24 protein-coding genes are annotated in these 26,067 nt (G+C 58.0%); 12 read left to right on the top strand and 12 right to left on the bottom strand.

Annotated features, from left to right (window positions below):
* Nucleotides 1-111 precede the first annotated feature (111 nt).
* On the bottom strand, nt 112-852 hold the full coding sequence (locus tag NRB16_RS07485; protein ID WP_257105837.1) for a hypothetical protein: 741 nt from the start codon (nt 850-852) through the stop codon (nt 112-114).
* A gap of 17 nt (nt 853-869) precedes the next feature.
* Nucleotides 870-1,193 (bottom strand): phage holin, lambda family, encoded by a 324-nt coding sequence (locus tag NRB16_RS07480; protein WP_257105836.1) that lies wholly within the window; start codon nt 1,191-1,193, stop codon nt 870-872.
* Nucleotides 1,194-1,454: 261 nt separating this feature from the next.
* On the opposite strand from NRB16_RS07480, the gene NRB16_RS07475 reads away from it, so the two are divergent.
* Nucleotides 1,455-1,808: a hypothetical protein gene (locus NRB16_RS07475; protein WP_257105835.1), complete on the top strand. Its 354-nt coding sequence runs from the start codon at nt 1,455-1,457 to the stop codon at nt 1,806-1,808.
* A 119-nt stretch (nt 1,809-1,927) separates the two neighbouring features.
* On the opposite strand, the gene NRB16_RS29595 is transcribed toward NRB16_RS07475, so the two are convergent.
* The 7 genes from NRB16_RS29595 to NRB16_RS07445 all read right to left on the bottom strand — a co-directional run bounded on the left by NRB16_RS29595 (nt 1,928) and on the right by NRB16_RS07445 (nt 7,860).
* Nucleotides 1,928-2,182: a DUF2513 domain-containing protein gene (locus tag NRB16_RS29595; RefSeq protein ID WP_373568442.1), complete on the bottom strand. Its 255-nt coding sequence runs from the start codon at nt 2,180-2,182 to the stop codon at nt 1,928-1,930.
* A gap of 199 nt (nt 2,183-2,381) precedes the next feature.
* Nucleotides 2,382-2,765 carry an antiterminator Q family protein gene (locus NRB16_RS07470; RefSeq protein WP_257105834.1) on the bottom strand — a complete coding sequence of 128 codons (384 nt, stop codon included), beginning with the start codon at nt 2,763-2,765 and terminating at the stop codon, nt 2,382-2,384.
* A gap of 39 nt (nt 2,766-2,804) precedes the next feature.
* Entirely contained in the window at nt 2,805-4,145 is a 1,341-nt protein-coding gene (locus NRB16_RS07465; protein WP_257105833.1) for a site-specific integrase, read from the bottom strand.
* Nucleotides 4,142-5,551, bottom strand: a complete 1,410-nt coding sequence (locus tag NRB16_RS07460; RefSeq protein WP_257105832.1) for a replicative DNA helicase — start codon at nt 5,549-5,551, stop codon at nt 4,142-4,144. The genes NRB16_RS07465 and NRB16_RS07460 overlap by 4 nt, the downstream gene beginning before the upstream one ends.
* On the bottom strand, nt 5,548-6,366 hold the full coding sequence (locus tag NRB16_RS07455) for an ATP-binding protein (protein WP_257105831.1): 819 nt from the start codon (nt 6,364-6,366) through the stop codon (nt 5,548-5,550). The genes NRB16_RS07460 and NRB16_RS07455 overlap by 4 nt, the downstream gene beginning before the upstream one ends.
* The gene (locus NRB16_RS07450; RefSeq protein ID WP_257105830.1) at nt 6,353-7,144 is read right to left on the bottom strand and encodes a hypothetical protein; all 792 of its coding nucleotides are present in this window, start codon (nt 7,142-7,144) and stop codon (nt 6,353-6,355) included. Before NRB16_RS07450 ends, NRB16_RS07455 begins: the two co-directional genes overlap by 14 nt.
* Complete coding sequence (locus NRB16_RS07445; protein ID WP_257105829.1) at nt 7,141-7,860, bottom strand: hypothetical protein; 720 nt, start codon at nt 7,858-7,860, stop codon at nt 7,141-7,143. Before NRB16_RS07445 ends, NRB16_RS07450 begins: the two co-directional genes overlap by 4 nt.
* Before the next feature lie 1,009 nt (nt 7,861-8,869).
* Between NRB16_RS07445 and NRB16_RS07440 the strand changes: the two genes are divergently transcribed.
* The 10 genes from NRB16_RS07440 to NRB16_RS07395 all read left to right on the top strand — a co-directional run bounded on the left by NRB16_RS07440 (nt 8,870) and on the right by NRB16_RS07395 (nt 17,776).
* Nucleotides 8,870-9,730 carry a S24 family peptidase gene (locus tag NRB16_RS07440; protein ID WP_257105828.1) on the top strand — a complete coding sequence of 287 codons (861 nt, stop codon included), beginning with the start codon at nt 8,870-8,872 and terminating at the stop codon, nt 9,728-9,730.
* A 92-nt stretch (nt 9,731-9,822) separates the two neighbouring features.
* A complete protein-coding gene (locus NRB16_RS07435; RefSeq protein WP_257105827.1) occupies nt 9,823-11,847 on the top strand; it encodes an ATP-binding protein in 2,025 nt (674 codons plus the stop codon).
* An 836-nt stretch (nt 11,848-12,683) separates the two neighbouring features.
* Complete coding sequence (locus NRB16_RS07430; RefSeq protein ID WP_257105826.1) at nt 12,684-13,064, top strand: response regulator transcription factor; 381 nt, start codon at nt 12,684-12,686, stop codon at nt 13,062-13,064.
* A 79-nt stretch (nt 13,065-13,143) separates the two neighbouring features.
* A complete protein-coding gene (gene csrA, locus NRB16_RS07425; RefSeq protein WP_257105825.1) occupies nt 13,144-13,341 on the top strand; it encodes a carbon storage regulator CsrA in 198 nt (65 codons plus the stop codon).
* A complete protein-coding gene (locus NRB16_RS07420) occupies nt 13,328-13,888 on the top strand; it encodes a hypothetical protein (RefSeq protein WP_257105824.1) in 561 nt (186 codons plus the stop codon). The genes csrA and NRB16_RS07420 overlap by 14 nt, the downstream gene beginning before the upstream one ends.
* Entirely contained in the window at nt 13,876-14,184 is a 309-nt protein-coding gene (locus NRB16_RS07415) for a hypothetical protein (RefSeq protein WP_257105823.1), read from the top strand. The genes NRB16_RS07420 and NRB16_RS07415 overlap by 13 nt, the downstream gene beginning before the upstream one ends.
* Nucleotides 14,181-14,357 (top strand): hypothetical protein, encoded by a 177-nt coding sequence (locus NRB16_RS07410; protein ID WP_257105822.1) that lies wholly within the window; start codon nt 14,181-14,183, stop codon nt 14,355-14,357. Before NRB16_RS07415 ends, NRB16_RS07410 begins: the two co-directional genes overlap by 4 nt.
* Nucleotides 14,341-14,700 carry a hypothetical protein gene (locus tag NRB16_RS07405; protein WP_257105821.1) on the top strand — a complete coding sequence of 120 codons (360 nt, stop codon included), beginning with the start codon at nt 14,341-14,343 and terminating at the stop codon, nt 14,698-14,700. The genes NRB16_RS07410 and NRB16_RS07405 overlap by 17 nt, the downstream gene beginning before the upstream one ends.
* A gap of 269 nt (nt 14,701-14,969) precedes the next feature.
* Nucleotides 14,970-16,166 (top strand): site-specific integrase, encoded by a 1,197-nt coding sequence (locus NRB16_RS07400; RefSeq protein WP_257105820.1) that lies wholly within the window; start codon nt 14,970-14,972, stop codon nt 16,164-16,166.
* 20 nt (nt 16,167-16,186) lie between these two features.
* Nucleotides 16,187-17,776, top strand: coding sequence for an ABC-F family ATPase (locus NRB16_RS07395; protein ID WP_084710042.1), 1,590 nt, complete (start codon nt 16,187-16,189; stop codon nt 17,774-17,776).
* A 73-nt stretch (nt 17,777-17,849) separates the two neighbouring features.
* On the opposite strand, the gene NRB16_RS07390 is transcribed toward NRB16_RS07395, so the two are convergent.
* Complete coding sequence (locus NRB16_RS07390) at nt 17,850-18,971, bottom strand: lactonase family protein (protein WP_253139811.1); 1,122 nt, start codon at nt 18,969-18,971, stop codon at nt 17,850-17,852.
* A 158-nt stretch (nt 18,972-19,129) separates the two neighbouring features.
* On the opposite strand from NRB16_RS07390, the gene NRB16_RS07385 reads away from it, so the two are divergent.
* Nucleotides 19,130-20,308: an MFS transporter gene (locus NRB16_RS07385; protein ID WP_257105819.1), complete on the top strand. Its 1,179-nt coding sequence runs from the start codon at nt 19,130-19,132 to the stop codon at nt 20,306-20,308.
* A gap of 92 nt (nt 20,309-20,400) precedes the next feature.
* Here NRB16_RS07385 and glgB read toward each other — a convergent pair whose 3' ends face one another.
* Both glgB and NRB16_RS07375 read right to left on the bottom strand, forming a co-directional pair.
* On the bottom strand, nt 20,401-22,626 hold the full coding sequence (gene glgB / locus NRB16_RS07380; protein ID WP_257105818.1) for a 1,4-alpha-glucan branching protein GlgB: 2,226 nt from the start codon (nt 22,624-22,626) through the stop codon (nt 20,401-20,403).
* A complete protein-coding gene (locus NRB16_RS07375) occupies nt 22,623-26,054 on the bottom strand; it encodes a putative maltokinase (RefSeq protein WP_257105817.1) in 3,432 nt (1,143 codons plus the stop codon). Before NRB16_RS07375 ends, glgB begins: the two co-directional genes overlap by 4 nt.
* Between the last annotated feature and the right edge of the window lie 13 nt (nt 26,055-26,067).

Genomic DNA, 26,067 nt, shown 5'->3' with positions numbered 1-26,067 from the left:
AAACAACAACCAACCTCTGAAAAAAGGTCATACATAGTTGAAAGGCGGGGCCCGAATTACCCGCAAGCCGCCGGGGGGCCGGGAAGGACCCAATGGGGGGCCTCAGCGCCCCTATCGGGCCGTTGCCAGTGCATGTTCCATGGCACTGGTGAACTCGGTCATGTAGTTGGCCTGCACGATGTTGTCGGCGATCTTGAAGAGCGGCATCAGAGTCCGGTACTTCGGCTCGCTGTCGCTGAAAAGGAAAATCGGTTTGATCGCATCACCGAAGGCGGTCTTCTTGCGCTCCCAGATGCCCTCGGTGCCGTCGGCCTCACCGGCAAAGTAGCGCTGGGCATTGCCTTTGCGCTTGCTCCGCTTGCTGCCCGTGGCGTTGGCCTGAAAGCCGCTGGATGTTTCCGCAGCGCCCAGGGCCGAGAGGATTTTCATCATCACCCCACGTGACACGTTGCCGTACTGGTTGGTCGCACCGGGAGACGGGATCGCGTACTGGCTGCTCTTCATCAGGCCCTTGGCGATCAGGGCCTTTTCAAACCGCTTGTGCGGTCGGCGCCCGCCTTTGACGGCCTGCTGCAAATACGTGTCGGCCGGTACACCCGAGGTCCAGGCATCCTTGAAGAAGGCTCTGGCTTCGGGATTGGTTTTCTTGGCGGCCTTCACATACAGGCTATTGAGCGTCGTGGCGGTTGGACGATCCAGCCGCTGGCGCATGACATCCAGCGCACCGGCCTTGACCCGCTTGGCTAACTTGGTCGCCGTGAGTGCCAAGGCGAACGGCAGTTGCTTTTGATCCAGCAACCGCATTGCCCGCGACAGGCTTTCGATATCGGGATGCGCATCGATCCTGATCATGGCTGGCCTCTGCTGGGTTAAGGATTGGGATCGCCCGGCAATCTGGCTTGGGCGATGCGTTCCACCCAACCGGCGACCTTGCGTACACCGAAATATCCAATCCATACGCCTGCCGCGAGGGCCAGGTTGTGCGGTAATTCGAAGTGCTCAAGGATCGGGATCAGGCCCAGGGTCATCAGCATGCACATAGGTGCCTCAAGCAACGCTTGGCAGATCGTGCCGCCGCGACGCATTACGCCGAGGAAGGCCATGATGAGCGTGACCAGGGCGGCATAGACCACTGGGGCGTGGTCGTGCAGCCAAGCGAGCAAAAGCGCCCAAGTGTAGGGTTTTTCAGGCATATGAATATCCGCGAGCTCCTCTTTTGGGAGCTGTAATGAAGATAGCCTGCCGGTGTTGCCAGGCTTAGGAATAGATGTTGTACCCAAGAGCCACATGCGCTTGCGGAGAAATGTTCCACCACAATAAATGAGCTGACGAGAAAAGCTTTAAGCCAACTATTTGGTTTACCAGTTCAGTGTCTAGTCACATAAAATTTCAAATGACTTAGCAATGTCAATTGGCTACCATAACCCTTCACTATTCAGATTGGGATGGGCCACATGACTGAAAAGCACGAACACGCATTGGCAGACATCAAAACACTATTCGACGGCATAAAAAACTTAGGACTTTGTGTTGCCTTTGCTCTGGGGTTGCAATGGTTTCAGGCCCCTTTGGATAGCTTCGGTTTCAGCAGAGATGCTCGAGCACTCATCAACCTTATGGGGCTTGTCTCATCATGTGCGCTTACTGCTTTGGCGATCACATGGCTGTGCTTTAGCTTCAAGCAAGAGCCCAAGTCTAAAGTTTTTTACAGGTTTAGTTTGTTCATACTGGGCGCGACAACGTTGGTTGTGATGGCTGTCATCATCGAGGCTGCATGGACATCAATCCCCCACACTTTAAGACCCTGAGAAACCTATAAAGCACCGGATGGACCAGATTTTTTGTTACGCTTCGCGCTGAAAAAAGACCCCTTCATCATCCAATAACGAGAAGCCCAGCATAGTCGCCGGGCTCAATCTCGGCGTTTTCATGTGTCGCCAAGATAGTCATGCCCAGCCCACGTTAGATTGAACACTCGACTCTGCGGATCACTCCAGCCTTCGCCCGAAGCTCTGACACACACGAGACCGGCTGTCTGCATTAGATGTAAATGGTAGCTGCAGCTATCTCGAAGATGATCTGCCACGGCTGGATCCCCACTTTCCTTAGAGGATAAGAAAACAGATTCGATGAAAGACTCTTCTAAACCAATGCCTTGCGGGTTGCGGTCCCTAAGGATCATCAGAAGTTCTTTCACGTAGTGTAGGTGTCTCAGCATGGTCTTTCCTTTGCTGGATTCGTTGCTTACAGCTGGGAGAATAATGCAAGGCCGTAATACAAAAAAGCCCGACTCAATAGCGGGCTCTGAATTTGTGGTGTCGCGCTGACACAGCTGAACACCGTGCTATAAAAACAGCCTTATTCCGCGCGTACAACTATTTTTATGCAGCCTCCCTAAATCGCTCCAGAGCACAGTCGACCCACCCTACCCCGGTCTTGATCAACTGCCTGGCACTGGCCTCGCTCATGCCGTGCTTGGTCCCGATCCGCTTGGCTGGCCACTTTGCGGCGTAGTACAGCCAGACGAAATCACCCATCTGGGGATCTCGACGGCACAGCTTGCCCATCACGGCATCGACGGCCATGGCCAGCTCATCCGTGATGCAGTAGGACTTCGTGGTGCAAGGCATCACGTCACGCATGACAGCCCAGGCCGGCGAGACGTAGTTCGGCACGCCCATGCCGTCCATGCGCCAGTGGCCCCACTGCTCAAGCATGTACTCGGTGTCGCCCAGCGGCAGGCGACCAGGTTTGCGTGTGTTCATGCAGTTCTCCGGGGCATAGGGTCACGGTATTGGGTGACGTTATTCATGGGCCTCTCCCGGCGCGGATTTGCTGTTAAACATCCTCCCTTGGGATGGACGCCGGATTTCGCTGGAAGCCACGTCTTTCATGGCGTGCACGCTATCAGTAGTCATTTTCTGTCTCGCATATGTCGCGCTGTGCAGTGAGGCAAATCCGTGTGCGTCGAGGTGGTTGTGCCAGGCCTCCAGGGCTTGGCGTTTGAGGACTTCTGCCGTGGTGTGGATGTAGGTCGCGTCCAGATCCTTCATGGCGTGGTTGAGCAGCATCTCGCCGACCATGTAATCCACGCCCAGGTCGGCCCAAGCGGTGCGGGCGACTTTGCGCAGGTCGTGGCTGGACCATTCGCCCTTGGAAAGCCCGGCAAACAGCTTGCTGGCCTTGCTGGCACTGAGGGCACCAGCGGACCGGCCCGGGAACATGAATGGGCCGGTGTACCCGGCGGTCTGCTGCTGAGCCCGGTACCGCTCGATCAGCGCGCAGGCTTGGGCGGTCAGTGGCAGGGTGTGTTCGGTCTTGGTCTTGGTATCCGGCGCCGGAATGAACCACTGCCGGGTGCTGAGGTTGACGTTTTTCCAGCGCGCCTGCCGCGTCTCGCCCAGGCGGGTACCGTGACAGAGCATCATCAGGGCCAACGTGCACTCCAGAGGCGCCGCGTCGAACCGTTGGGTCAGGTCTGCCAGAATGCCCGCCACATCATCCCCACGCAGCCGTGCAGGTTTCGGCCTGATCCGGGTGCGTACGAAGTCGGTGTATTTGAGGTCTGCCATGGGATTGGTATCGAGCAGGGCCAGCCGCATGGCCTGCCGGAAGGCCACCGCAAGCACACCGTACACCGAGCGCACGAACGACAGCTCGAACTGCTCCTGCATCGGCCACATCAGCAACCGGTCCAGGGTGGCTCGGTTCAGTTCGCCCAGCTCCAGGTGCTGCAGCTTGGGTACCAGATGGCAACGCAGCGCGGACAATGCACTGGCCTTGCGGCGCTCCGACAGGCCACGGTCGCGACTCATGCGGTCGATGTGCCAGGTCAGCAGGTCGCCCACCGTGGTCCAACTGGTGGTGGTCGAGGCGGCAGCAGGATCTGCACTGCGTCGGGCAATGATCGCCGGTAGCGTGGACTGCATCAGCTTCGCGCCGATATCCGGGTAGTTGCCGGCTTTGCCCCACTTGCCGCGAATCACCACATGCCATGAGCCTTTGCGGCGGTCGCTGGTGGAATAGCGGAAATGCAAGGCGGGATGGCGAGCGTCCCGCAACGCACGAACATGCAGGCGTTCGGCGTGTCGGCGGATCTCGGCATCGCTCATCAGCACGGTGAGGGTTTTGACCAGGTCATTCATGCAGCAGCCCTCCCCTTGCCGTACTGACGACCGGCGAACGGGCGCCCCATCTCGACCTCTTCGTCAGAGGGCATGTAGCCGATCAGGTCGACAAACCGGTGGTAAGCACCCTGATGCTGGACCCGGCAGAAACCGGTCTTGCCATGACGGTTCTTGTCCACGATCAGCTCGGTCACTCCTGCCTGGCCAGCCTCCGATTCACCATCGCGATGCACCAGCACTACCACGTCGGCATCGGCTTCAAGCTGGCCGGATTCACGCAGGTCGCTCTTGGTCGGGCGCTTGTTGGCGCGCTGTTTCGGCCCGCGATTGAGCTGGGCCAGCACCAGGATCGGCACGCCCAGCTCCTTGGCCAGCCGCTTGATACCCTTGCTGATTTCGGCGACCTGCTCATGCCGTGGCGTAGCTCTGCCCTCGCCTTTGATCAGGCCGACGTAATCCACGGCGATCAAGCCCAGGCCATGCTCGCGCTTGACGGTGCGGGCAATCTGCCGAATGTCGCGCAGGGTCAGCGAGGCGTCGTCGCAGATCACCAGCGGCGCGCCGTCCAGTCTGCTCACCGCAGTGGCCAAACCCGGCCAGTCGCCGTCGGTCATCGAATGGCCTTCGCTAATGTGCTGAAGCTGCACACCACCCACTGAGGCCAGCGAACGGTTGACCAGCTCCACGTCGGTCATTTCGATGCTGAACACCAGCGCCGTGGCCTTGCTGTGCAGCGCGACCCGCTCGGCGATGTTCAGGCCGAGGGTGGTTTTGCCGCTACCCGGCTCGCCCGCAATCACCACCATGTGCCCAGGGCAAATACCCGGAATGAAGCCATCCAGATCGCGCAGGCCGGTGTCAAAGCCCAGCGCCACCTCACGGTTGAAGCGCTTGTCGATCCCGTCGATGGCCTCGGGCAGGATGTCACGCACCAGCCGGTACCGGCGGCTGACGTCCAGGCCTTCAGCCTCCAGCGCCACCCAGGCTTGCTGACCTTGCGCCAGCACCTGCTCCAGTGGCGCGCCATCCTCCAGGGCCTGACTCATCACGTGGGCAGCGGCGATGACTTTGCGGGCCACCGAACGCTGTTTCACGATCCGCGCATAGGCGGCGAAGTTGGCCGCACTGGGCGTGCTCTGCACGAGCTGCGCCGCCACGGCCAGGGTACTTTGACCATCCGCCAACCGGGCGCGGACATCCGAGAGCGTCACGACGTCGATTTCCAAGCCCTTGGCGCGCATCGCCCGCAACACCTCGTACAGCTCACCGCACGCCGGATGATGAAAGTCGCTGACCTCCAGGCGAGACCCGGTGTCATCGATCAGATCAGGCTGGTGGATCATGCAGCCGATCAAGGCGTACTCGGCGTCATGGCTGTGCAGGCACGACGGTGCAGGCTCGTCCAGGTAGTCATCGTGATTCATGCCTCACCCCCGACCCGCGCCGAACTCCACGTGAACGGCGCCAGCAGGCCGCCCTTCTCGCGCAACCGGTCCAGTGCGCGCGGGCCGATGAAGTCGGGCAACCGCTCCCGGCCCTGATTGCTGATCAGGATAGTTGGCAGCACCAGTTGATAACGGCGGTCGATCACCTCGTGCAACAGGCTGGGCATGAAGTCGCGGCCGGGCCGCGGTGTGTGCATGCCCACCTCATCGATGACCAACAGGTCCACCGCCGCCAGTTCGGTCAGCAGCTCGGATTTCGACGGGCCGGCGTTGCTCCGGAAGCTGTCGGTCACCGCCTGCATGATCGCCTCGGCAGTCACGATCAAACCGCTGGCGCCCTCAACGCGGACGATGTGCTGCAGGATCGCGCAGGCCAGGTGTGTTTTGCCGTTGCCGATCTCGCCCAACAGCATCAGGGCCCGACCGTCGCGGTAGTGATCAGCAAAGCCCTCGGCGTACTGGCGGCAGATGTTCAAGGCGCGCTGCTTGTCGGGGTTGTCGCCCACCTGGAAAGACTCAAACGTGCAGGCGCGAAACCGAGGTGTGATACCAGTGGCAAACAGCGCCGCGTTCAGCTTGTCGGCCTGCTCAGCCTCACGGGCAACGGTGCGCAGCAGATCGCTGGTCTGGGTATTGAGCGCCGTCCAGCGGCAGGCCGGGCAACTGGTCGACAAGGCACCGCCCTCGAACTGCTCGACCACGCTGATTTCAAACTGGCCGTGACCAGGTTCCTTGCACTCGACCGTCCGTGTCTCTGTCAGCCGTGGGGCTGGGGCGAATTTAAATACGGTCATCGGGGTACATGTCCTGGGTGTGGGTCGGAACGTGGAGGACGGCGGATGGCTGCCCCAGGATTGCCGGGCGAGCGCCAGCACCCGGCAAAACCTTCTCAGGGAAGATTCCGGTCCAACCGTTGGAAATTGAAGTGGCCAACACCCTGTCCGGGTCGCTGTGGCCGGCCAGCGCTTTGGCCTGCTGCTCGCAAGACTTGGCTGTGAGAGGCTTGTGGATTTCCTTGCGGTGTTGGCACCAGTCGGCCCAGACCTGTGCGGTGACGTTCGGCGGCTTGGCGGTGAACGGGTCGAACGTTGCGGATTTCTGTTTCGACCGAGCACGGGCAGGCTTGCCCGCGCCCTTGTTAATCTCATGAGTAGTCTTTGTAGTAATCTCTGTATGAAGAACAGGGCAACCTGCCCCCGTGGATGAGTGCAAATTGCCCTGTTCAGAACAGTGCAATTTGCACTCTTCGAACAGGGCATTGCTCTGGTAGTTGATTGCGTAGTGATTCGTCCGGTCGTGCTTCGACTTGGCCAACTGCTCAGCCAGGATGATTCCTTGTGCCTGAAGCGACTTTAACGCCCGTTTGACGGTGTCCACCGACCAAAACGGGAACTGCTTTTGCCACTGCTCAAGGGTGTTGTAGACCCAGCGACGACCCTCGTGCTCAACGCCTGCATCTGTCTCGCTCAGCCAGTACTTGAGCTGCTGCAGAACGATTGCCTCGTTGAGGCCAATGCGCTCGGCAAGCTGCGGATTGATCACCAAGGGACGGAAGTCAAAGAGGAGACTCATGGGTAAGCCCTGCCACGTGTATCTCGGCGATAGACGCGCCGACTGTGACGGGCTCGCTCAATTAGAGTTGGAGAGGTACGGGGCCCCACGTACGCCGTAAGCTGGTCGGTGAAAAGCATGGCCTCGGGCACCCAGGCATACTGGCCGCCAGGCAAAGATCGATACACGCGTTGCGGCCGAGGCACATGCTGATCCAGAAGAACCATCGCCTCAGCGACCTGTTCCTGGAGGAGCTTGCCATTTTCGCTAAGAGGCACAGGCTCGCCAGGCCTGACCTGCGACCATGCATAACGATCAGCCAAGACCTCATTGACCGCCCTGATCGTCGACCGACACTTTTCCAGCGCCTCAACATCCTTGATACGGTGAAGGTCGAAAACGCCGTAGTTATCGACTCGGTGCCCAATTTCGTGGGCCACTATGAAGTCAAAAATCTCGTGATCTTCCAGAGCGCCCCAGTCAATTTCCGGTCGAGTGACAGCCCTGAGCGCCCCGGCCTCTACTGTCGCAGACAGCTGAATCACAATTTGTTCGGAAAGATCGGGGTGATCAGTAGTGGCGTCAGCATGCACCGTCTGAACAAAGGGGCTGAATAACCCCCAGCAACCCATATTCCAATAGCTCGATACGGCCAGACAACAACCAACCAGCTTTGCCTGCTCTGCCAGTTTGCGATACTTGATGCGCCCAAGGCGCAGGGTGGAATTGGTCTTCATACAGCTTCCTCTGAACTAGAGGGGTATTGCGTGCAGCGATTACCGATGTTAATTTCGACGTCCATTTTGACTTTCTCATGGCAAAGTGAATCCCCGCCTCCTGCTGGTAACAGGTAGCGACTAATAAGCTCAGCAATTGCTGGGCTTTTTTGTGCGCGGTCGAAAACCTTCAGCCGCTTAGCAAAAGCCCTGGGAAGACAGCATTGCACCGCCCGTTTTTTTCAGTAGTAGGAGAAGTTTCAGCGCTGTGAAAGGTACCGTTCAAGAATCGTTGAGGTAATTTCGGGCGATTGGTATGTAAGACCGGTCCTACGTTACTTACTCTGCGATCCCTATTCGATGATCGAGTTGTGACGGTGATCCGCATCAAAAATCCGTTAACACTCAACTCACTTTTCATATGACGCGCTGGATAAGCCACAGCGTCCAAACAATTAGCGAACCACTGAAAAGAGCGGCGCACGTAAGGGTTTTGGTATCGCGGAGCAGCGCCTAAGCAGGTCAGATTGCTATGACGTTTGTGTTCGATGGTCTGCGTGATCATCCAGAGGCCTGCGAGGTACTGGATAGATTCACAGAGGGTGTGTCCGGCTGCCGAGCACTCGACGCATCGGATATCGTTTGCTTCAAGGTCAGGCAATTAGCTGCACTGGATTGAATGGTGGTCTGACTCAGCACGCGCCTAGCGAACTGAAGAAGATCTGGCCGCACAAAAGCAATGGCAAGCTCACCGTCAGACGCTGCCTCCAGGCGTTCGGCTAGCTCCGCCGACGCTCTGCGGTGGCCACCGGCCAGTTGCCGTAAGTGCCCTACCGTGGTTCCAGCAGCAAGCGCCACGCGCTCACGCTCATCAACAGCGGTCTTTGCAAACCACTTTCGCCAGTGGTCGTTCATAAGATGTTCTCCCCAATGCACGCAGGGGAATTTAGCTTGAAGCTAATTCGCAGGCAAGAAAAATTTAGCTATGAGCACATTTAGCACTGAGCTAAAGAGTGCGATCCTTGGAGACATGGATATTTACGAAATTCGAAAGCGAAATCTCATCGAACTCATTGGGAATCGGCGCAAAAATGCATGCGCTGAACAATGGGGGATGAGCCCTGCGCACCTGAGTCAAATTCTGTCCGACAAGACGGCGAAAAATCTTGGTGACGAAGTCGCTCGAAGAATTGAGTCGACTGAAGGCTTGCCGCTAGGCTGGTTTGACTCTCAAAGGTCGCCGGGAGTTGGTTCATACGAAGTTTGCGATAATCAAAGCGAGTATCGAGTTACGCGCAAAGCACCAGAATCTGCAGCCGACCTCGTCACGCAGATGCTTGCCAAACACGGCAAGAATCTTTCAGACGATATACGTCAAAAGATCGCTGAAGTGGTGCGCGATACAGCTGACGAGATCAGCTCAAGCAAGGTGGTCCAGTCGGAGTTCTCAAGCATCACCGCCCGCCCAGGCGAGATCCTGATACGTCAGTACGACGTGCACGCCTCAATGGGCCTCGGGCACATTCCAGGTGAATACAACGAGGTGATTCGCAATCTGATCATCCGAGAAGACGTACTGCGCGAGAAAGGCGTGACCTACACCTCGGCTGAGTCCCTAGCGATGATCACGGGCTGGGGCCAGTCGATGGAAGGAACTATTAACGACAAAGATCCGGTCATTGTTGACCGGGGCGTTAATGAGTTCGTGGGAGATGGGATCTATGTGATTACCTGGCACGACATGCTTTACATCAAGCGTCTACAGGTAATTGATGCTGAAAGATTCCTGCTCGTGTCGGACAACTTAAATATTAGGGATCAGGAGGCGCGAATCGAGGATGTAACAGTGCATGCGAAAGTGCTGCTGATATGGAATTCGAGAAGGGCTTAACGTATGTTCCGACAGCAGGAACTGCAGCCTGAATGGACAGTAGCGCTCGTTTGCCAACTGACAGAGCGCACAACACAACTAATGGATTGATCATGAGCCTGCTCTTACAGACAAACCTTAAAGGTAGACTTAGAAACACCTCCCTCCCACGCACACATGGATTGCTACCAGTATTTGAGGCCGTAGTAAACTCTATTCACTCTATCGAGGAGTCTGGAAATTTATCGGACGGGGTAATTTATCTAGAGGTTGAGCGAGCTCCGCAGACAGACTTAGAGCTAGGAGGCGGAGTCGGAGAGATAGTCGGATTCACGATCATCGATAATGGATGCGGATTTGACGAAACAAACTTCAACTCTTTCCAGACACTAGATTCTGACCATAAAATAGATAAAGGTTGTCGCGGTGTTGGGCGACTCGTATGGTTAAAAGCCTTTGATAGAGCGGAAATTCATAGCACATATACTGACGGTGAATTCTCAATAAGCCGAGCGTTCACGTTTGATGAAAAAAACGGCGTATCTGGCTTGAAAGAAAACCGTTCCGAGGCCCTTCCTTCAGGCTCAAAAGTGAGTTTAAGAGGTTTCCATAGCAGTTATCAAAAATACACTCCAAAAACGGTAACAGCAATAGCAAACCAACTTCTGGAGCATTGCCTCTGGTACTTTGTCAGAGCTGACGGGGCACCAAGAATTATCGTGAGAGACAAAGACACGTCAGAGGATATCTACGATCTATACGATAAGAATATGATGTCAGAGGCATCACATCAGAAAATCAGAATCTTAGATCACGACTTTGAGCTAACTCATATCAAGTTCAGGTACTCCACAACTCGAAAACACCAAATTGCTTTATGCGCCGCAAACCGACTAGCAAAAGAAGAAGGAATCCAGGGAAAAATACCCGGCCTCGGCGGAAAACTTTCTGACAGCAGTGGCGACTTTATATATAACTGCTATGTATCGTCCTCTTACCTTGACGAAAACGTTCGAAGCGAAAGAACATCATTTAATATCGCCGAAGATTTCAACGGGATTTTCGAGCAAACTGAAATCAGTTTAAAAATGATTCGCGAACGGATCCTAGACTGCGCTAAAACCTATCTACAAGACTACTTATCGGCAAGTATCGAGGCTGGAAGGGCGAGAATAAATAGCTTCATAGAAAATCAGGCACCTCGTTACAGGTTCATCACGAGCCACGTTCCCGCTGATTCTCTAATAATCCCACCAGACATCACAGATAGGGAGCTAGAGCTGCACCTACACTCCCTGTGGTACGAGGTAGAGCGACAACTTGTAAAAGATGGCCATCAGATTATGGCTCCTGGCAAAAATGAAGACCTGGATGAGTACAAGGAGCGACTGTCCGAATACGTTACAAAAGCTCAAGACTTAAAAAAGTCAGACCTTGCAAACTACGTAATGCATCGAAAGGTAATTCTCGACATATTGCAAAAATCCATAGAGCGCCTTGATAACGGCAAATACGCCAGAGAGGATACAATCCACGAGCTTATTTTCCCCATGGGTAAAGACTCCGACTCGGTAATGCCCGATGGAAGCAACCTCTGGATAATCGATGAGCGGCTGTCTTTTCACTCGTACCTAGCGTCAGACAAAACTCTTAGATCCATGCCTGTTACTGACAGTGGGTCTACTAAAGAACCAGACCTTTTCAGCCTAAGAGTATTTGACCAACCAATCCTAGTGAACGATGGCGCAAACTTCCCACTAGCCTCATTGACTATTGTTGAAATCAAACGACCGATGCGAGACGATATGAAAGAGGGTGAGGACAAGGACCCCATTGATCAATCGCTCGGTTATCTCGAGCGAATTCGGGAAGGAGGTGTAACAACCAAGTCGGGACGCCCTATTCCCGGAAGCAAGGACATTCCTGGTTACTGCTATATAATCTGCGATCTTACTCCTACCATGCACAAGCGCAGTCGCCGAGCCAACCTCAGAATAACTTCGGATGGTATGGGATACTTCGGCTACAACGAGCCTGCCCACGCATATGTCGAGGTAATCTCCTTTGATCAGCTTGTAAAAGCTGCCAAAGAAAGAAACAGAGCTTTTTTTGATAAGCTCGGCCTTCCTATAGTATAAATCAGCGCACACCACTGACCTATCTAATGATAGGTCAGCAGACACGAACCTCATACAAAGTTATCACCACCTCACCCATCTCAGTTAATTCCAGAGCCCGACTTTCATCAATAGTCACATGAACCCCTAGATATGTCCACAGCCAAGCTCTTGGAACAAGAGTTGCCTTAACATTTTCTGGCTCAAGCTTTGACTGTCCAGTGGTGGTGCACAACCTATGCCAGTCACATATTTCGACTGCTAAAGATTCGAGATTGAGGCCTATATTATCAGTCATCTATTCCTCCCATACCATTTTCCAGATTTGCTGATGGAGAGCAGGTCATAACCAAACGACCTCCTGGTAAGGAGACCGTCTCCAACAGCTGTATGCAGGAACGCTCTCTTCAACCTAATCTCATTCTCGGTCCTGTAGGGCCCTGCTCCTCATCAGACAGCATCTCCTCTCGATCTATCAGTTGAACGCAGATGATCCTGTGCCGTCAGGCTGAAGCCTTAGGCCTCGTCCAGCATCCTGACGATCTACCACCTCCAATCCCGCTCAAATGACCAGAAGCAGAATGACGCTCACTAACTGCGGTGAGTGTTGATCCCCCCCCGAAGTTCTGATGACTGGGCCATCTGGGGATAGCAGTTCTCAGATTTACATAGGCACGTGAGACCACCCAATAACTGTATATATATACAGAACAAATGTCTTTCCCTAGAGCTATTTTTCCAGCCTCAAAGCAGAAATAGTGCCCCCATCATTATTTAGCTCAAAGCTATTGCAATAAATTTAGCCTGAAGCTAAATTTAGCTCATTGACTGACATTGGCCAGCACGGAGCACCAACCATGAATGCAATCACCTTAGGCAACTGGACCGGCCACCACGGCATGGGCTTGGCTCCCCGCGAGCTGGAAGCCACGCTGCACGCCGCCAATGACCTGACCCAGAAGGAGATTGCGCGACTGATGGGGATCAGCCCCAAGACGGTCGAGAAGCGTATCGAAGATGCCCGCTTCAAGCTGGGGGCAAAGACGACACGCAGCCTGGTTCTTGAAGCCTTCAAACGCCAGATCATCAGCCCCGCTGCCGCTCTCATTCTGCTCCTGACGGCTCACGGTGCCCTGGCTCCTGAACCATTGGCCATGGCTCGCCGTAGAGAGGGCAACGAATCCGAAGTCGAAACCCGCATCGTCTCGCAGCGTTATGAGATAGCGCTGACGGCTTAACCCAACCCTGATTTTTGCGAAAGCCAACCATCGCGGCAGGTCCTCGGCTTGCCTGGAAAAACTGAAAGGAGTTCTACCCATGTTGATTCTGACCCGCCGTGTAGGCGAAGTGCTTTGCATCGGTGATGACGTCACCGTGACCATTCTTGGCGTTAGCGGCATGCAAGTTCGCCTGGGCATTAACGCGCCGAAGAAGGTTGCAGTGGATCGCGATGAAATCCGTGCTGCCAAGCTCGCCAACCCACGCACCGAGGGCACCAGCCATGTTAGCGCCTGACCGCATTACCCTGGTGCTGCGCCCCGCCGAAGGCTCCACCCTGGAAAAGATCGCGCCCTTCGCCGAAGCCGGCATGAGTGTCGCCGTCGGCCGCAGCCTTGCCGTGGTAGACGCCAAGATCGACGGCAACCTGGTCATGCATGCGCAAGCGATGCTCGACCTGTTACGCCGGATCAATGCCAAAGTGGGGGGCTATGACGCAATCCTCCACCACGGCGGCAGCCCTTCTGAACAGGCGTGGGCTGAACGCAACAAGGCACTGGCTGACATCTGGGATCTGCTGGACAAGGTGCAGGGTGCTGCCGGTACTGCCAGCCCTGCTGGGCCCAGCGCGGAATCCGATCTGGACGAGTTGGTCCAGGTCGCTTTGAACGACGCCCGCTACCGCTTCCTTCGCGAGCGCCAGCAGCTTGAAACCTTTGGCGACGGCCTGCAGGTGATGCGCGGCGATACCTGCCTGAGTGGAAACGCGCTGGATGTCGAAATCGATACTCGCATCAGCTTACAGCGCCTGGAACAGGTGGAGGACTACTCATGCGCGCCTTGACCATTTTTGCCTTGGTGGCAGTAGCCGGTCCTCTGGTGGGGCTGGCCGTAGCCGCCACTGAGCACACCGACTACGACGCGATCGTGTCGGCACAGGACGATGAGTACGGCGCGGTGTGCTGGATGACCTCAATGGGCGGTATCAGTTGCCTGCCCATGAGTCAGCTCAACACCCAAGCCGGAGGTGGTGGCACGGGCAACGACAGAGAAGCCTTCGCCAGCGAACAGCCCAAGGCTTGGCCAACTCAGGTACTCACCCCTGCCCCACCTCAGCACGGGGAGGTATTCCGGCTATGACCCGACACCAGAACGGCCCGCTTGGGCGGGCCTTGGTTGCGCTGTGGGAGGCCTTGCAGCGCCGTGAAACCACATTCGGTGAAGTGCTGGCCAAGTCTGCCGCCTGCGGCCTGGACGGGCGGCGGGTGCTGGCCGACCACTTCAAGGGGGCGTGCGATGAACAGGCTTGCTGAAACCGCTTTGAACCGTGCTCGCCAGCGCCAGGCTGGCAAGCCCCGGAAAGCCCCCAAGTCGAAGCCAGCGAAAATTGGTACCGCCTCTAATCATGTCGAAAGAACGGGCGTGGTCTCGCCGACCAAGTCCGTGATCAGCACTGGCTTTGTCGCACCAGGGCCAGTAGACCGCTACCTGTTCCTGCAAGGCCGCGACTGGGCGGTGGATTTGGTCAGGGCGATGCGTACCGATCCGGCCGCAAGCGTGATCGAGCGTCTTGCCGGTGCAACGGTAGGCAAGCCGGCCAGCTACGAGGCGGGTGTGCAGTCGGTGATTCGGGCGTTGCAGGAAAGCCGACCATGAGAATGAACAGTTCAACCCTGTACTCGGGCCGCAACCTAACCTGCCTACCGCCGTGCGCGGTAGGCAGAACCTGAGGAACCCGCCATGACAGCTGCAGAGCGATGCCGAGAACCAATTAGTCGCGACTTTGTGACCGAGGCCCGGATGGCCGAAATCCTGGACACGACTGTCCATGCGCTGCGCGCAAGGCGCGCACGCAATCAGATACCGCTCGGCGTATGGAACCGACACGGGCGGCTCATCATTTACAGCATCAGAAGGTATGACGAATGGCTGGAAAGTCAGTGGATTTGCCCACCGGGGTGGAAATCTTCCGAAAATCACTGCGCATCCGATTCACCTGGAACGGCGTTCGCAGAAGCGAGACGCTCCCCTATCCCACGACGCAAAAGGGGATCAAGGCTGCATCCCTGCTTAGAGATCAAGTAGTCGGCCTGATAAAAATCGGGATGCTTGACGATGCCAAGTACGCCGAGCTTTTCCCCGGCTCTTCATCAGCCGAGCGAGGCCTGCCTACATTTGGCGAATACGCTCAGCTGTGGCTGGATGGCAGAGAGATCGAGCAAGGTACGCGGGACAACTATAAGGGCACGCTCAACCTTTACTGGATGCCCTACCTCGCACGGACACGAATTGATCTGATTACAACGACCGGTCTGCGCAGGATCATTTCAAACATCGACTGGCACTCTGCAGATGTACGACGCAATGCCCTGGTTCGCATCCGAACCATCCTGGATGCGGCGGTGATGGAAGAGTTGATCATCAAGAACCCCGCTGAAGTTCTGGATGTCCCGAAGCGAAACACAACGGAGCCTGATCCCTTCACGCTCGATGAGGCCAACAGGATCATCGCTCGCCTTTACGCGAACGAATACTGGCCGGGACGGATATGGGGCGCGTTCTTCGAGTTCGCTTTCTTCACCGGTATGAGGTTGCAGGAGGTCGCGGCGCTGCGCTGGGACGCTATCGACCTCGAAAACCGTCATGCCAAGGTCTGCCGGGCGCTGGCCCAGAAGCAGATCAAGGAAAGGACGAAAACCAAAAAGAATCGCCACGTACTGCTCAATGACAGGGCATTGCACGCCCTGGCCTATGCCAAGGAGTACGCTGCACGCCGGCTCAGCAGCGGCGACGGCAGGGTCAAGGAATTTCCATATGCCTTCCCGCCGACCAAAGGCAACCAGTACATTCAGGAGACCTCGGCGATGCACAAGCCTTGGGGACCGGCCGTTAGAGAGCTGGGGATTCGCTACCGCCCCCCATACAACTGTCGTCACACGTATGCGACAATATGTTTAATGTCTGGCATGAACCCCGCATTTATAGCCCAGCAGCTCGGCCATAGCGTGCAGATGCTGCTGTCGACGTATGCCCGCTGGATTAATTCAAGCTCCGACTGGAGCGAACTGGAAAAGCTGGATATTGGTATCAAATCGGTATCGGCTGCTTCAGGACATAGCTAAGTTATTGATAGGTAAGGCACTTGATCTCTACAGCAAATATCACCATGCAATTCGGACCCAAACCTCTGTTCGAGAACGTCTCGGTCAAGTTTGGTGCCGGTAACCGTTACGGCCTGATCGGCGCCAACGGCTGCGGCAAGTCCACCTTCATGAAGATCCTCGGTGGCGATCTGGAGCCTTCGGGCGGTCAGGTGATGCTCGAACCTAACGTGCGTCTGGGCAAGCTGCGTCAGGATCAGTTCGCCTATGAAGAATTCACTGTGCTCGACACCGTGATCATGGGTCATGAAGAGCTGTGGAAGGTCAAGGCCGAGCGTGATCGGATCTATTCGCTGCCGGAGATGAGCGAAGCAGACGGCATGGCCGTGGCGGAGCTTGAGACCGAGTTCGCCGAGATGGATGGCTACACCGCCGAATCGCGCGCCGGTGAGCTGTTGCTGGGTCTGGGTATCGGTATCGAGCTGCACAACGGGCCGATGACCGAAGTCGCGCCAGGCTGGAAGCTGCGGGTGTTGCTGGCCCAGGCGTTGTTCTCGGACCCGGAAGTGTTGCTGCTCGACGAGCCGACCAACCACCTGGACATCAACACCATTCGCTGGCTGGAGAACATCCTGACCCAGCGTAACAGCCTGATGATCATCATTTCCCACGACCGTCACTTCCTCAACAGCGTGTGCACCCACATGGCTGACCTGGATTACGGTGAGCTGCGCCTGTTCCCGGGCAACTATGATGAATACATGACCGCTGCGACCCAGTCGCGTGAGCAGTTGCTGGCCGACAACGCCAAGAAGAAGGCACAGATCGCCGAGCTGCAAACCTTCGTCAGCCGCTTCTCGGCCAACGCCTCCAAGGCCAAGCAAGCCACTTCACGGGCCAAGCAGATCGACAAGATCCAGCTGGCCGAGGTCAAGCCGTCGAGCCGGGTCAGCCCGTTCATTCGTTTCGACCAGACCAAGAAGCTGCACCGCCAGGCAGTCACGGTCGAGCGCATGGCCAAGGGTTTCGATGGCAAGACCCTGTTCAAGGATTTCAGCTTCACCGTCGAAGCCGGCGAGCGCGTTGCGATCATCGGCCCCAACGGTATCGGCAAGACCACCTTGCTGCGCACCCTGGTCAACGAGCTGACGCCGGATGCTGGCAGCATCAAGTGGACCGACTCGGCAGAGATTGGCTACTACGCCCAGGACCACGCCCACGACTTCGAAGACGACGTCACCCTGTTCGACTGGATGGGTCAGTGGACTCAAGGCGGCGAGCAACTGGTGCGTGGCACCCTTGGCCGGATGCTGTTCTCCAACGACGAAATCCAGAAGTCGGTGAAGGTGATTTCCGGTGGTGAGCAGGGCCGCATGCTGTTCGGCAAGCTGATCCTGCAAAAGCCTAACGTGCTGGTGATGGACGAACCGACCAACCACCTGGACATGGAATCGATCGAGGCGCTGAACCTGGCGCTGGAAAACTATCCGGGCACGCTGCTGTTCGTCAGCCACGACCGCGAGTTCGTCTCGTCGCTGGCCACGCGGATCATCGAGTTGTCAGCCGATGGCGTGATCGACTTCAGCGGCACTTACGATGATTATCTGCGCAGCCAGGGTGTAGTCATCTAAAAGGCGCCTTGAAGCATCTGGCGGCAGGTCCGGTTCAGCCCCTGCCGCCAGATTTCAACGCCGCGTTACAGGCTCAGGCCTGCGGGACGCGAACCATCTCGATCCACACCGCTCCTTTGCCCGATGGGGCTTCGCTGACCCGCTTCAATTCGCCCTCCTGGCCAATTGCATAACTGCCCACCGTGTCACTTTTTTCCCCGCTGACCAGCAACCATTGTCCATTAGGCGACACGGCGATATTGCGTGGCTGCTTTTCCTGCACGGCGTAGTTTTCCAGGAAGCTGACCCGGCCAGTGGCGGTGTCGACCTTGAATACCGAAACCGAGCTGCTGGCCCGTTCGCTGATAAACAACAGGTTGCCCTGCGGCGTGATGCGGATGTCGGCCGCCCAGATGCGCGGCGTCGGGTCGTCCTTCAGGTCGTTATTACGCGCGTCGCGCACTTCACCGTGGGCCAGCTTCAGCCGCTCGGGGATGCCTGCCGCTTCGTTGATCAGGCTCAGCGCCCCGCTGGTCTGATCAATCGCATAGCTGGTAACGCTGCCACTCATTTCGCCAACGACATAAACGAACTTGCCATCTGGCGAGAATGCCATGTGGCGAGGCCCGCTATTGACGCTGGCATCGACCTGTCCGCTGCCGATGGGCACCAGGCTGCCTTGCGCGGTATCAAGACGGTACTGCAACACATGATCGACTCCCAGGTTGCCAGCGTAGGCAAACCGATTGCTCGGGTCGCTGCGCAGCGAATGGGCATGCAGGCCGGTTTTGTAAGTCTTGATCTGCGCGGCATCTGTGCTATCAACCGGCTGGATGCTCACCAGATCAGCACCGTAGGAGGCACCCAGCAGGTAGCGGCCGGTGTGGTCCAGTGACAGGTAAGCAAGGCTGTCAGCCAACGGGGCTTCAGAGAGCGTTTTCAAGTGGCCGCTGCCCGGCTCGATCTGGTAGCCCAGCACCTTGAAGGGCTTGGCGCGCAAGGCAGCGTACAGACGGCTGCCATCGAGTGAGGCGGCCAGTGGATTGACCTGTTCACCGGCACGAATCTGCTGCACCAGACTCAAGGCGCCATTGCTTTCATCAAGGCGATATTGAGAGATCAGGCCATCAGCCGGGCTGGAGATATAGGCGAAAGTCGCGGCATGGGCATTGAGGCTCAAGCCGGCTGCGATAGCGAACAACAGGGGTTTGATCATGAAAGGCGCCTTTGTTGTTTTGATTGTTATCAGTCATCCTATGACCAAGTATCAACCAACGGCAATCCCCTTTTGATGAAATAGTTAGGGTGCTTTCCTTTGCCACCTGCCCACGCCATGATGAACCACGCCCACCCAGCCGCCAGCGAAGCCGTCTCATGCCTGTAACCCCCGCACAAACCGGCACCCTGCCCGTCACCCTGCAAATCGTCAGCATCGTGCTGTACACCTTCATCGCGTTCCTATGCGTTGGGCTGCCCATCGCAATCTTGCCCGGCTATGTCCATGACCAGTTGGGTTTCAGCGCCGTCGTCGCGGGGCTGGCGATTGGTGCGCAATACCTGACCACCCTGATGAGCCGCCCGCTGGCCGGGCGTATTACCGACAATCTGGGCAGCAAGCGGACCATCGTCTACGGCCTGGCGGGGTTCGTGCTCGGCGGCACACTGACCCTGTTCGGCACGCTGAGCCAGTCGATTCCAGCACTCAGCCTGAGCCTGCTGATCGTGGCGCGGATGATCATGGGGGTGGCGCAGGGTTTTATCGGCGTGGGCACCATCAGTTGGTCAATTGCCAAAGTCGGCGTCGAGCACACGGCCCGCTCGATTTCCTGGAACGGTATTGCGTCGTACGGTGCCATCGCCATTGGCGCTCCGCTGGGCGTATTGATGATTGATCAGGTCGGTATTCACAGTCTGGGGGTGGCGCTGTTGGTCCTGGCCGGTAGTGGTTTGCTGCTGATTCGCCACAAGCCCTCGGTGCCGGTCATCAAGGGTGAACGGCTGCCCTACTGGTCGGTGTTCAGCCGTATTTCGCCCTATGGGCTGGCACTGACCCTGGCGTCCATCGGTTACGGCACCCTGACGACGTTCATTACGCTGTTCTACATCAGCCGTGGCTGGGAGGGGGCGGCCTGGTGTCTGACGTTGTTTGGCGTGTGCTTCATCCTTTCGCGGCTCTTGTTCATCGGCGCAATCAATCGTCTGGGCGGCTTTCTGGCGGCGATGCTGTGCATGGGCGTGGAAGTGGTCGGCCTTGGCCTGTTGTGGCTGGCACCCAATACCGGTTTTGCGCTGGCAGGCGCCGGCCTGACCGGCCTGGGGCTGTCACTGGTGTATCCGGCGCTCGGGGTTGAAGCGATCAAGCGCGTGCCGGCCACCAGCCGTTCAGCGGGCCTGAGTGCCTATGCCGTGTTTTTCGATCTGGCCATGGCGGTCGCCGGCCCGGTGATGGGGGCCATAGCCCTGGGCCAGGGCTATGGTTTGATCTTCTTCTACAGCGCCCTGCTCTCGCTGCTGGCGCTGGGACTGACCTGGTGGCTGTCGCGGCGGGTCTGACAGGCGCTGCTACACAACCATCCGCTTCAGCCACGAACGCCTGGTGCTGCGTTCGCGGCTGAAGCCGCTGCTACAAGTGCAAAGCCCCCGAATTATCCGCGAGGCTTGAACACCACTACACCGAGCGGCGGCAGGTTGAGCAGCAGCGATGCCGCCTGGCCGTGGCTGACCTGCGCTTGAGCCTGAACCTCGCCGGCGTTGCCGACATTGGAGCCGGCGTAGGTTTGCGAGTCGCTGTTGAGCAGTTCTTGCCATGCCCCCTCGAACGGTACGCCAACCCGGTAGCCCTCGCGTGGTACAGGGGTCAGGTTGCAGACCACCAGCAGCGGCTCACCACCTTTGCTCCAGCGCAGCCAGGCGTAGACGCTGTTGGCGTGGTCATCGCCGATCAGCCACTGAAAACCCATCGGTTCGGCGTCGCGCTCGTGTAGCGCCTTTTCTTCGCGGTACAGCCGGTTGAGGTCGCTGACGAGCTTCTTCACCCCGATATGCTCGGCGTATTGCAGCAGATACCAGTCCAGTTGCTCGTCGTGATTCCATTCGCGCCATTGGCCGAACTCACAGCCCATGAACAACAGCTTCTTGCCCGGATGGGTCCACATGAAGGCCAGGTAGGCGCGCAGGTTGGCGAACTTCTGCCAGCGGTCGCCAGGCATCTTGTCAATCAGCGAGCGCTTGCCGTGTACCACTTCGTCGTGGGAGATCGGCAGGATGAAACGCTCCGACCACGCGTACACCAGACCGAAACTCAGTTCGTTATGGTGGTGTGAGCGGTGCACCGGATCTTGCTGAATGTAATGCAGCGAGTCGTGCATCCAGCCCATGTTCCACTTGTAGTTGAAACCCAGGCCACCTTGTTCGGTGTGTTGGGTAACGCCGGGCCAGGCCGTGGATTCTTCGGCGATGACCAGCGCACCGGGGGCCTCGACTGCGACCACATCGTTGAGGTGGCGTAAAAAGTCGATGGCTTCCAGGTTTTCCCGACCGCCATAACGGTTCGGTACCCACTCCCCGGCCTTGCGGGAATAGTCGCGGTACAGCATCGAGGCCACCGCATCGACCCGCAGGCCGTCGATATGGAACTGCTTGAGCCAGTGCAGCGCCGAAGCCAGCATGAAGCCGTGCACTTCGGTACGGCCCAGGTTGTAGATCAGCGTGTCCCAGTCCTGGTGAAAGCCCTCTTGCGGGTTGCCGTACTCGTACAGCGCGGTGCCGTCAAATTGCGCCAGGCCGTGTTCGTCGGTAGGAAAATGCGCCGGTACCCAGTCGAGAATCACGCCGATTTCGGCCTGGTGGCAGGCGTTGACGAACGCCGCGAAGTCTTCTGGCGATCCATAGCGCGCAGTGGGCGCAAACTGCGCCAGCAGTTGATAGCCCCAGGAACCGCCGAATGGATGCTCCATGATCGGCATCAGCTCGATATGGCTGAAGCCCAGTTCCTTGACGTAAGGGATCAAGCGGTCGGCCAGTTCCCGCCAGTTGTATTGCCGCCAGGCCGTGCCGTCCTCGTTCTGCTCCATCTGCCAGGAACCGGCATGCAGCTCGTAGATCGACAGTGGCGCAGCCGGCGAGTGGCGATCGGCGCGGCTGGCCAGCCAATCGTGGTCCTGCCAGTCAAATTGCAGCGGCGCGGCAACTTTCGAGGCGGTGTCTGGCGGCAAAGTGGTGGCGCGCGCCACCGGGTCGCATTTGAGCGGCAGAATGCCGTGGGCACCGAGGATCTCGTATTTGTAGACATCGCCAGGCTGCAGGCGCGGAATAAAGATCTCCCAGATGCCCGACGGATGACGCACGCGCATCGGGTGCCGGCGGCCATCCCAGTTGTTGAAATCGCCAACCACCGACACGCGCCGGGCATTGGGTGCCCAGACCGCAAAGCGCACGCCTTGTACGCCATCAACGTTGATTACCTGAGCCCCCAGGCAGGCGCCAAGATCGCGGTGGTTGCCTTCCGAGAACAGGTAGATGTCCATCTCGCCCAGTTGCGGGCCAAAGCTGTACGGGTCTTCGGTGATGTGTTCGCCGCCGGCCCATTGCACTCTCAGCAGATACGGCTGCTTTTCAGCGAACTGGCCAACGAACAGGCCAGGCACTTCGCCCATGTGCAACTCGCCCAGCTCTTGCTCAGTGCCGCGGGCCAGCACTCGGGCACTCAGGGCGCCGGGCAGGTAGGCGCGAATGAACTGCCCGCCCTTGCCGTCGTCATGGGGGCCGAGAATGGCGAACGGATCGTGGTGCTCGGCACGGATCAAAGCTTCCGTGTCGACGGCAGCGGGCATTGGTTGGCGGCCCGCGCCGCTTTTGTCAGACGCATTCATTTCGACTCTCCATCGTTCAATTCCAGCAACCCACGTAGCCCTTGCCATAACCCTTGCAAAGGTACGGCCAACCAATCCGGGCGATTCTCGGCTTCGTAGATCACTTCGTATGCAGTTTTTTCCAGCGTAAACAGTTCCAGCGCTGCCGCCTCTCCCTGCGGGTCTTGCCAGGCATGCGCCAGGCCTTGGGTCGCCTTGCGATAGCCCTCAAGAAACGACTCGCGGGCCTGACGCAGATACTCACTCGCCACATGCTCACGCGCCGCAATCGCCTCTGCCGAGGTGTCCGCGCTCTGCGCGCTGCGCACGGCCATCGCCGCAGCGTAGTCGAACGAACGCAGTACGCCGCCAACATCCTTGAAAGGGCTGTATTTGCCACGGCGCTCATCCAGCGCACGCACCGGCTCGCCTTCAAAGTCGATCAGGTATGCATCTCCTTTAACCACCAGCACCTGACCCAGATGCAGGTCGCCGTGGACCCGCATGCGCAGCCCGCCCACAGAGGCCTTGGCCAGGGTCTGGACGTGTTTATCCAGCGCTTTACGACGGGTGAGCAGCTGTTCGACCAACAGCCAATCGGCAGGTTGCAAACTTTCGCGGCGCTGCTCGAGTAATTTCAGGGCATGGTCGAGTTGGGCCTGCACCCGTTTGGCTGTGGCCTGCGCCTCTTTGGTGCCCGTGTTTTCGGTGGCGAAATCGGGGTTGTCAGTCGGCGCCGCCAACACCTGATGCATCTCGCCGAGTCGCTGACCCAGGGTACGGGAAAAATCGGCCAGTTCGGCCAAGGCGTTATAAGCCTGCTCCTGGCTGGCGGTGCGCCGCGTCAGCTCGTCGCGCACCGCACGCTCCAGGTTGTTCTGGGTCCATTCCCAGGCATCGCCCTGATTGTCCAGATAGCCTTGGGCGATCATCAGCAGGTGTGGCTGACCCTCCGTGCCGATGCGCTGCAGCGAGCCGAGCAGCGGTGAAATGTTCGGGTAGCCGGCGGCCGTCAAGTAGGCGCCCATTTCCAGTTCAGGGTGAACACCGGCGCTGACCTTGCGGATCATCTTCAGCACCAACGCTTCGCCCACCACCACCGAGCTGTTGGATTGCTCGGCCGACAAATAGCGCACGGTCGACTCCTGATCAAGGCCCAGCGGCTCAAGCCGGGCGGTGGCCTTGAACTGCAAGTCGCCCTCGCCGCTGTCGATCACGGTGCCGTCCTGCATCGCCTGAACCAGGTTACGGATGAAGGGCTCCCGGGTGAAGGCATCGGTGATCAGGCCGACCTGAGCACCGCGCCGCACCCGAGCCAGGGCCAATTGCTGGGGCAAGGCGCTGCTGATGTCGTCCTCGGCCAACAGGCCGAACGGCAACTGGTAGCGCTCGGTCTGGCCGCCAGCAGTCACCTCGATTTCACTGAGCAGCACCGGCCGCAGCCCGTCAGAGAAGCGCACCGCATGGGCGATATTGACCTTGTCGATGGGCTTGTCTTTGCTGGCGAACCAGCGCCGCTTGGGCAAGTAGACCGCCAGCGAAGTGTTTTCGATGGTGCCGCGCAGCGGTTGTTCGAGCAGCTCTTCCAGTCGTTTCTTGAGTACCAGGGTCGGGAAGTCCGGCATGCTCTGCGCCGGTTCAACGTGCCAACTGGGCATTTGATTCTCCGCAGCGAGTAGAAACCAATGAAACCCGTAGGGGGCAAAGGTCAGCAGGTAAGTGAGCTGGCCAATGGGCGGAAACGCACTGCCGCCGAGCATTTCCACCGGCACCATGCCGGCGTAGGCCGACAAGTCCAGCTCCACCGCCTGGGCGGCGCTGGACATGTTGGCGACGCACAAAATGATCTCGGTGTGTCCGTCGGTACCGGTGTATTCCCGGGTGTAGGCCAGAATCCGTCGGTTGTTGGGCGACAACAGGTTCAGCGCACCACGGCCGAAGGCTTTTTGTTGTTTGCGTACTGCCAGCATGCGCCGGGTCCAGTTCAGCAATGAATGCGGGTCACGGTCCTGAGTCTCGACATTGACCGACTGAAAGCCGTACAACGGGTCCATGATTGGCGGCAATACCAGGCTGGCCGGGTCGGCGCGGGAAAAGCCGCCATTGCGGTCAATCGACCACTGCATGGGGGTACGCACCCCGTCGCGGTCGCCCAGATAGATATTGTCACCCATGCCCAGCTCATCACCGTAATACAGAGTCGGCGTGCCCGGCATCGACAACAGCATGCTGTTGAGCAGTTCGATCCGCCGCCGATCGCGCTCCACCAATGGCGCAAGACGCCGCCGAATGCCCAGGTTGATCCGTGCCCGGCGGTCAGCGGCATAGTGGTTCCACAGGTAGTCACGCTCGCGGTCGGTGACCATTTCCAGGGTCAGCTCATCGTGATTGCGCAGGAAGATTGCCCACTGACAGTTGGCAGGAATCGCCGGCGTCTGGCTGAGGATGTCGGTGATCGGGAAGCGGTCTTCCTGAGCCAGCGCCATGTACATGCGCGGCATCAGCGGGAAATGAAAGGCCATATGGCACTCATCGCCGTCGGCGCCGTTGCTGTCGCCGCCCTTTACGTCACCGCCCTTGATATCACCGCCCTTCACGTCACCGCCCTTGATATCACCGCCCTTCACGTCACCAAAGTACATCTGCGTGTCTTCAGGCCACTGATTGGCCTCGGCCAGCAGCATCCGGTCGGGATAATTGGCGTCGATTTCAGCGCGGATGCGCTTGAGCACCTGATGGGTCTCGGGCAGGTTTTCGTTGTTAGTACCATCGCGCTCGATCAGGTACGGGATGGCGTCCAGGCGCAAGCCGTCCACCCCCAGGTCGAGCCAGAAGCGCATCACCCCTAGCACCGCGTCCATCACCTGCGGGTTATCGAAATTCAGGTCTGGCTGATGAGAATAAAATCGGTGCCAGAAGTACTGACCGGCCACCGGGTCCCAGGTCCAGTTGGATTTCTCGGTGTCGAGAAAGATGATCCGCGTGCCCTCGTACTTTTGGTCAGTGTCGGACCACACATAGAAGTTGCGCGCTTTGGAGCCGGGCTTGGCATGCCGGGCGCGCTGGAACCACGGATGCTGGTCGGAGGTGTGGTTGATCACCAGTTCGGTGATCACCCGCAGCCCGCGCTTGTGCGCCTCACTGATAAAGCGCTTGGCATCGGCCATGCTGCCGTAGTCAGGATGCACAGCCCGATACTCGGCAATGTCGTAGCCGTCATCGCGCCGCGGCGAAGGATAGAACGGCAACACCCACAGGGTATTGACCCCCAGCCCGGCGATGTAATCGAGCTTGGCGATCAGGCCTGGAAAGTCCCCGATGCCGTCATCGTTGGAGTCGAAGAATGACTTGACGTGGACTTGGTAGATCACCGCATCCTTGTACCAGAGCGGGTCGTTGATGAAGCTGGCGGACCGCGTTTTTTGCGACTTTGACTTCGACTTCGGCATGGCGAACTCCCTT

The sequence above is a fragment of the Pseudomonas sp. LJDD11 genome (genome assembly GCF_024584215.1).
Lineage (GTDB): Bacteria > Pseudomonadota > Gammaproteobacteria > Pseudomonadales > Pseudomonadaceae > Aquipseudomonas.
This window is presented reverse-complemented; position numbering and strand designations above follow the sequence as displayed.